Source organism: Parabacteroides leei, from assembly GCF_023369805.1.
Lineage (GTDB): Bacteria > Bacteroidota > Bacteroidia > Bacteroidales > Tannerellaceae > Parabacteroides > Parabacteroides leei.
On the sequence record NZ_JAMBQG010000003.1, the window covers coordinates 378,129 to 384,559 of the forward strand.

7 protein-coding genes are annotated in these 6,431 nt (G+C 46.6%); all 7 read right to left on the minus strand.

Annotated elements, in window-relative coordinates; all coding sequences use genetic code 11:
• Nucleotides 1-28: 28 nt before the first annotated feature.
• Nucleotides 29-535: a hypothetical protein gene (locus M1P97_RS07520; protein ID WP_249388741.1), complete on the minus strand. Its 507-nt coding sequence runs from the start codon at nucleotides 533-535 to the stop codon at nucleotides 29-31.
• A 73-nt stretch (nucleotides 536-608) separates the two neighbouring features.
• Nucleotides 609-1,769 (minus strand): OmpA family protein, encoded by a 1,161-nt coding sequence (locus tag M1P97_RS07525; RefSeq protein WP_249388742.1) that lies wholly within the window; start codon nucleotides 1,767-1,769, stop codon nucleotides 609-611.
• A gap of 3 nt (nucleotides 1,770-1,772) precedes the next feature.
• Nucleotides 1,773-2,054 carry an HU family DNA-binding protein gene (locus M1P97_RS07530; protein ID WP_195372214.1) on the minus strand — a complete coding sequence of 94 codons (282 nt, stop codon included), beginning with the start codon at nucleotides 2,052-2,054 and terminating at the stop codon, nucleotides 1,773-1,775.
• A 2-nt stretch (nucleotides 2,055-2,056) separates the two neighbouring features.
• Nucleotides 2,057-2,566 (minus strand): hypothetical protein, encoded by a 510-nt coding sequence (locus M1P97_RS07535; protein ID WP_249388743.1) that lies wholly within the window; start codon nucleotides 2,564-2,566, stop codon nucleotides 2,057-2,059.
• A 12-nt stretch (nucleotides 2,567-2,578) separates the two neighbouring features.
• Entirely contained in the window at nucleotides 2,579-2,923 is a 345-nt protein-coding gene (locus M1P97_RS07540; protein WP_195372216.1) for a four helix bundle protein, read from the minus strand.
• A complete protein-coding gene (locus M1P97_RS07545; RefSeq protein ID WP_249388744.1) occupies nucleotides 2,907-4,277 on the minus strand; it encodes an RNA-directed DNA polymerase in 1,371 nt (456 codons plus the stop codon). Before M1P97_RS07545 ends, M1P97_RS07540 begins: the two co-directional genes overlap by 17 nt.
• Nucleotides 4,278-5,562: 1,285 nt before the next feature.
• Nucleotides 5,563-6,431, minus strand: an 869-nt coding sequence (locus M1P97_RS07550; RefSeq protein WP_249388745.1) for an Lcl domain-containing protein, incomplete at its 5' end; no start/stop codon positions are given.

Genomic DNA, 6,431 nt, shown 5'->3' on the forward strand with positions numbered 1-6,431 from the left:
GCAGCCGGATTGGCCGTTTATTTAACAACTATTGGCTATTGGGTGCCGGCTGGCCGGGAGAAAGCCGGTGGCCCTCTTCGTTTTTCAGGTCGATCAAATCCACTAATTCGCAGAGGGTATCCGTGTCGGCACACTCTTTCCGGAACTTATCGGCAAAATATTCTACCGAACCCTGATAGTCGAAAGCCATAAAACAGCAAAAAGCCAGATGGATGTACGAAGGGAGCTTCTCCGATTTTGAATGCGGCCCTTCAAACAGGCGGAGCAGCTTTCGGAATAATAACGGTTCGCGCAACCGATAAGTCAGCGTACCGAGCACCGTCTTCTTACGCAGATAAACAATCGTACGTTCCCAATCTTTACGCATCAGGCAAAACAGGAACAGATGATAACGGTCGTCCATCTGTTCCCAGTCACAAAAGGCGGCATCGAAAGCCGCCTTGTAGTAGAACTCCTGTTCTTCTGTGGTTAATACACTTAGTTTCTTCCGAAACTTTCTGACGGAAGGATGCCCGCCTTTAAACAATACTTTCAAATCGTTATACATAAAGTGCCGGACAACGGGGAATGATTAGCCCTCGCTGCCCGGCACAAAAGCCCGTAGGCCATTAATATCCCTGCGCTATGCGAATATTATGACGCGACAGGCGTGGATTCTGCGGCATCGCCTTACGAAACCATGAAACAGCTTCCGACGGATCATTCTCCATCAAAGCCAGTACCCCGAGATTGTTCCACGAACGAGGATCATCGGCAACCTGCTGTAAAAAGTAGGTCGCCGCTTCCTTATCCCCCAAAGCAAGCGAAGCGGCACCGGCATTCAACACCGCCTCCCGGCTACCGGGAAAACGGTAAGCAGCCAACTCATACACTTCACGATACTGTTCCGTTCCCGGACGGTATAACACAGCCACTTGCAACAATTCACCGAGCGTCAGCCTATCCGGATCGGTAACGACCTTTTCCGCCAATGCCTGCAAGTCGGGCGATTGCACCCCCGTCTTTACAGTCGTCTCATACGCGATATCCAACTCCATCCGCCGCAGCCGGGAAAAGAAACTTTTCTCTATATCCTTATATACAGTCCCTTTTTCAAGCGCCTTCAACTGCTTCCTCCGGCTATCGGCATCGGTATAAGTATCCAGAACCGACAACACCTGTGTACGATAGCTACGACCCGATTTCGCGACCAGTTCCCGCAGACCTTCCCAATCCTCGCCTACCCAGTCGATCGTGACCGGCACGCCGCCCGCCAGCTCCGGCAGTTTTTGCAGATAGTTTTTAAAACCAACAGCCCGGTTACCCGCCAGCCGCTCATTCTCCGCCGTGCTCCCGTCAGGCGAAGCAAAGCCCGTCAAGCGAACCGACTGTATCTTCTTTTCCCCATCCTGCAAACGCGACAGGCGTTCTTTCAGTTTCTCCAGTTCAGCCCGGTTATTCCCATATTTCAGGTCGAGCCTGACACCTCCGGCCGGGAAACCGATATAAGCCGTCAACTTTTCACTACTCAATTGTTCTGCCGGACAGATTTCCGGTTCCGGGGAGAGATAACTTATCATCTCCCCGTAAACAGCCAGGGCATCCATCTTCAATAGAGGGATCTCGGTGTGACGCACCAGGATCGCTGCCGATGAATCCTTCTCAACAACAACGGCCCGGGCTCTTTCCATCCGTCCTGCCGTCGGCATCTCCTGCCAGCTGGTCTTACAGGAAGGCAGGACAGCCAGCATACACAAGCCGGCCAATCCTTCCGTTACTATTTTCTTCATACATTATTTGCTTTGAGGATTCAAAGCCTCCAACAAAAACTTTCCGGGTTTAAACTTTACACTGGTACGGGCATTTATCATACAAGGGCTACCCGTACGCGGATTACGTCCCAGGCGCGCTGTCTGTTCCCAAGGTTCAAACGAGCCAAACCCCTGAAGCACGATGGCATCCTGTTTCAATGTCTCTGCAAGTACCTCCTGAAAGGCATTGACGAACTGCCTGGATTGATACTGGGGAATACGCATTTTCGTTGCTAATTCGTTTACTAAATCTGTTTTGTTCATAATCAGTTGTCTTTAAATGTTATGTTATTTTCCAATTGTTTCTTCAACGACGACAGGAAGATCATACACTCTATCGGGGTCACCCCTGCGATGTCATACAGACGCAGCCGTTCCAACACCTGTGCACCGGCATCCGGTTCTTTCCTGACAAGGACAGATTCCTGCAATGCTTCCTTTTTCAACGCCTGCATCGTCTTGGATATATACCGGCTTTTCTCCATTGCAAACTCCTCGTCGCCAAGCAATACCGAACGGATAAGCAGCCGCTTTTCATCCGGTTGTTCGTATTCCCGGTCTTCAAGTATCTTCGGAAGAACCGCATCCGGAAAACCCAGCGAGATCACTTCCATATTGACCACTTTACAGAAACGGGTATTTACCTGGTAAACGGTAATGGTCTGTATAAACTTAATTGCCGAACGCTCATACGCCTTCCAGAAAAGACCTTCACGATATAAGTATATATAAGTACTTTCGGCTGTCTCCAAAGCCAGCTTCTGTTTCAAGTCCATAAATAATTTCTTTTATTTGATTACACTTTTCCGCCACCCTGTTATTTGTCGCCCGATATCTTCCATAAGCAGAACCAGCTTGGCGTAACTACCCGTGTCGATGATCCGCAGATCGTTGCAAAGCCGGATTTCCAGTTTAAGGAATTCGAATTCGTCGACAAGCTGCATCAGGTGGGGCGACTTGTCCAACGACACATTCGCCCGGTAGATACAACGGGTCAGGTTCATCGCGTCCTTGCGGATATCCTGCATCAGGGTATATTTATACTCTCTGGGCGCGTGATGCGATACGGCATAGATCATTTTTATCAGTTCAACCGTCCGCAGATAAAGCGGAGTTTCAGTATGTAAAGCCATGATTCAATATTTCGTAACAATTATATCTGGATGCATATATTACCTGATACAATTCGTCGTAATTTCCGGGAACCAGCCCGGCCTTTTTCTGACCTTTTATTATAGTCGAGCAAATATTCCGTACCGTTTGATGGCGCAACAGGCGCACCTTCTCTTTCCGGACTATTTTCTCAGGACTGACATAATAGAGTTTGTCGAGTGCCGGCGAAAGCCATTCTTTTACCTTCTTCCTCAAGTTCAAACTATTATGATGCCTCATCAGCCCCAAATATGAATTCAGGCTTTGTAGAAAATGTTCCTCTTCATCTTCGCTCAACGGGTGTTTGGATACCTTATAATTATATTCTCCTATCACTTTACGCATCCCTTTCACGGCCCGTTTCCCCGTCAGGATAACCCGTCCTTTCACGATAGCTCCGACAAAACGGATACCGTTCGTATAATGGGTCAGCCGGATTTTATTCGGATGAAGGGTCAACCCCAGTTCTTCTTGCAGATACTGCTGGAACAAGGGTATCAGACTCTTCAAATACTCCTTATCGTTGTGTACGACAAAGAAATCGTCTACATACCGTCCATAATAACGTAACCCCAATTTACTTTTACAGTAATGGTCGAAGCCATTCAGGTAAAAATTGGCAAACAACTGGCTGGTCAGATTGCCGATCGGCAACCCCAATTCACGGTTGCATACAAACAAATCGAGTTGCCTGGGTTTCGTTTCGTTCGGAAGCGGCATGCCGTTCATTGAAAACAGACTCTTATCTTTCGGCAAGCCTTTCCATAAAGACCTGTGTCCTTTTATATGTACCCTCGATACAGGGTTATCCAAAGCGATCAGCCGGGTCAGGTATAATACCGTTTCCAGGTCATCCCCTTCATAATTGGCCCGCAAAAAACGATCCAGCTTATCAGCCAGTAAACGACGGTCTATATTCATAAAGAACCCGCGTATATCACATTGAAGGACATAACAGTCTTTTGTGTAATTTGCCGAACATTGGGCAATAAACCGCTTCAGGCGATTTACTGCAAACAAAGTGCCCTTACCGACACGACACGAATAACTATCCAGTATAAACTCCCTTTCAAACAAAGGGTTGATACGTGCTGCCAGATAATGATGTACTACCCGGTCGCGGAAAGAAGCCGCAAAGACTTCCCGCTTGACAGGCTCAAGTACGACAAATGCATCCGAACGCGAAATCTTATAGCGTCCTTCCTCTATCTCTTTATATAATGTATAAAGATTATGCTCCGCATCTATCTCAAACGCCATAGCAGCAGGCGTTCTCCGTTTAGTCTTACGGCATTCGTACCATGCTTCCAACAAAGATTCAAAATCTATTTTCATTTCATACTCCATTTTATTCAAGATTCGCAAACAAGTCCCGGACACAGCGAACATAGTTATTGTTGTTCGTGTTGTTGTTATTGAAATTGCCATTGTTGAAGTTCAGTTTGCAACGGCGATCGCTGTTACCATTGTAGACCGAACTACTCCAGTACCAATTGCTGATGAACGGTGAAGTTGTCACTCGTAACTTACTAACGGGGCTCCCCGACGTAATTTTAACAGGACTCGCGCCCTGTGGACAACCGGATTCGTCCGAATCTTGACGCTACCATACGCCGTAACGATATGGTATTCTGAAGTTCAAACTATTTTCTTATTTGTTATTTACATACATTTAGTTACTATCCGTTGCCGGAGTTTATTAATTCGATTATTGACAGATTTGAATGTTACTTTTCTCTTGAAAGAAAAGTAACCAAAAGTTCAAGGCTGCACCGGCTTCGCTGCTACGGTGAAAGACTACGCTTAAAAAATCCGAAACTCGCTTCGCTCAAACAGCGGATTTTTCCGGGTCGCTTCGTCTTTCCCCTTCGCGGACGCTCACCCGCCGAAGGCCTTTCAGAGAACGCAAAGCGTTCTTTGTGGATGGCCGATACCGACACCTTTATAATACAACAGGTGTTTTCGACTTTAACTGACAGTATCGGCCATCCTAAGAGGAAGCTCCGCTTCCTATGAAAGGCCTCAGCTGGCGAGCGTAAAGCGCAGCAGCCGTAGAGAGCGCCCGGAGCATCCGCTGTTTGAGCGAAGCGAGTTCGGAGGCGACAGCGAACGTAGGATGCGGAGTAGCGAACCAGGTGCAGCCTTGATCTTTTGGCTACTTTTGGATCAAGCCAAAAGTAGGTTCAAAACTTTCTAAATTCGCGTCTGTTTGGACATTCATATCCGCAGATTCCAAACAAGTCCCGGACACAGCGAACATATTGATTGTTGCTCGTGTTGTTGTTATTGAAATTGCCATTGTTGAAGTTCAGTTTGCAACGGTTATTGCTGTTGCCATTGTAGACCGAACTACTCCAGTACCAATTGCTGATGAACGGTGAAGTTGCCACTCATAACTTACAAACGGGGCTCCCCGATATAATTTTAACAGAACTCGCATCCTGTGGACAACCGGATTCGTCCGAATCTTGACGCTACCATACGCCGTAACAATACGGTATTCTGAAGTCCAGACTATTTTCTTATTTCATATACTTACTCCTTTCTGTTTGATTCATTTTCAAATTTCGACCGCCTTACGGCGGTCTTTGGGTTTTAAATTGTTAAATTGATAAATTGTTCAGTTATCCCGGACACAGCGAACACACTGACCGTTGCTCGTGGCGTTGAAACGGAAATTGCCATTGTAGAAGTACAGCCTGCAACGGTAATTGCTGTAGCCATTGTAGACCGAACTACTCCAGTACCAACCGCTGATGAACTTAGCGCCAAGTGCTGTCGATGCGGCCTCACTATCCGTCGCATCATTATTTGTTCCTTTACACTTTGTCCACATCGCAAACAACTCAATCTGGGTAGGCAAACGCCAACCTGTTCCCTTACTCGTACAATAATTCTTCGCTGCACTATTATTATATACATACGTAGAAGCACTTTGAGTACTCTCAACCTCTACTGTATAAGGTGTACTTATTGTATAAGCAGATGAATTTCCTTTATAATCACTACCACCTCCCGTTACATTTCCATTATCATAATTAAAAGGAGGATAAGCTGTGTTGGAATTCCACGCCTTGTAAGCTGTTGCTAACGCCTGATCAATCGTCACTGTATTTGTCAATCCAGCCTTCTGTTTAACCTTTACTGTTTTAGAATGATTACCACCTGGTACAGCAACAGTAAACGTTGCTTCACGAGCACCTCCCTTATTGGCAGTAGCGTTAAATGTTAACGTCTGGTCAACTCCGGTGGCAGTGGAAGAGCTAGTTGCTGGTGTTATTCCATTAGTTTGCTCAGACGGACTTACCGTCCATGGCAAACCATCAGTCCCTTTTACTGTTACAGAACCGGAAGTTACCGTGTTTTCTAACTCAATCTCTGTTTTGGAAACACTAAACGTTGAACCTGACTGCTTGATAGCAACCGGCTTGGTTATATTCCCGGCTTTCACTGATATATTAGCTGCTGTACGCTCCGTACTGTTCAAAT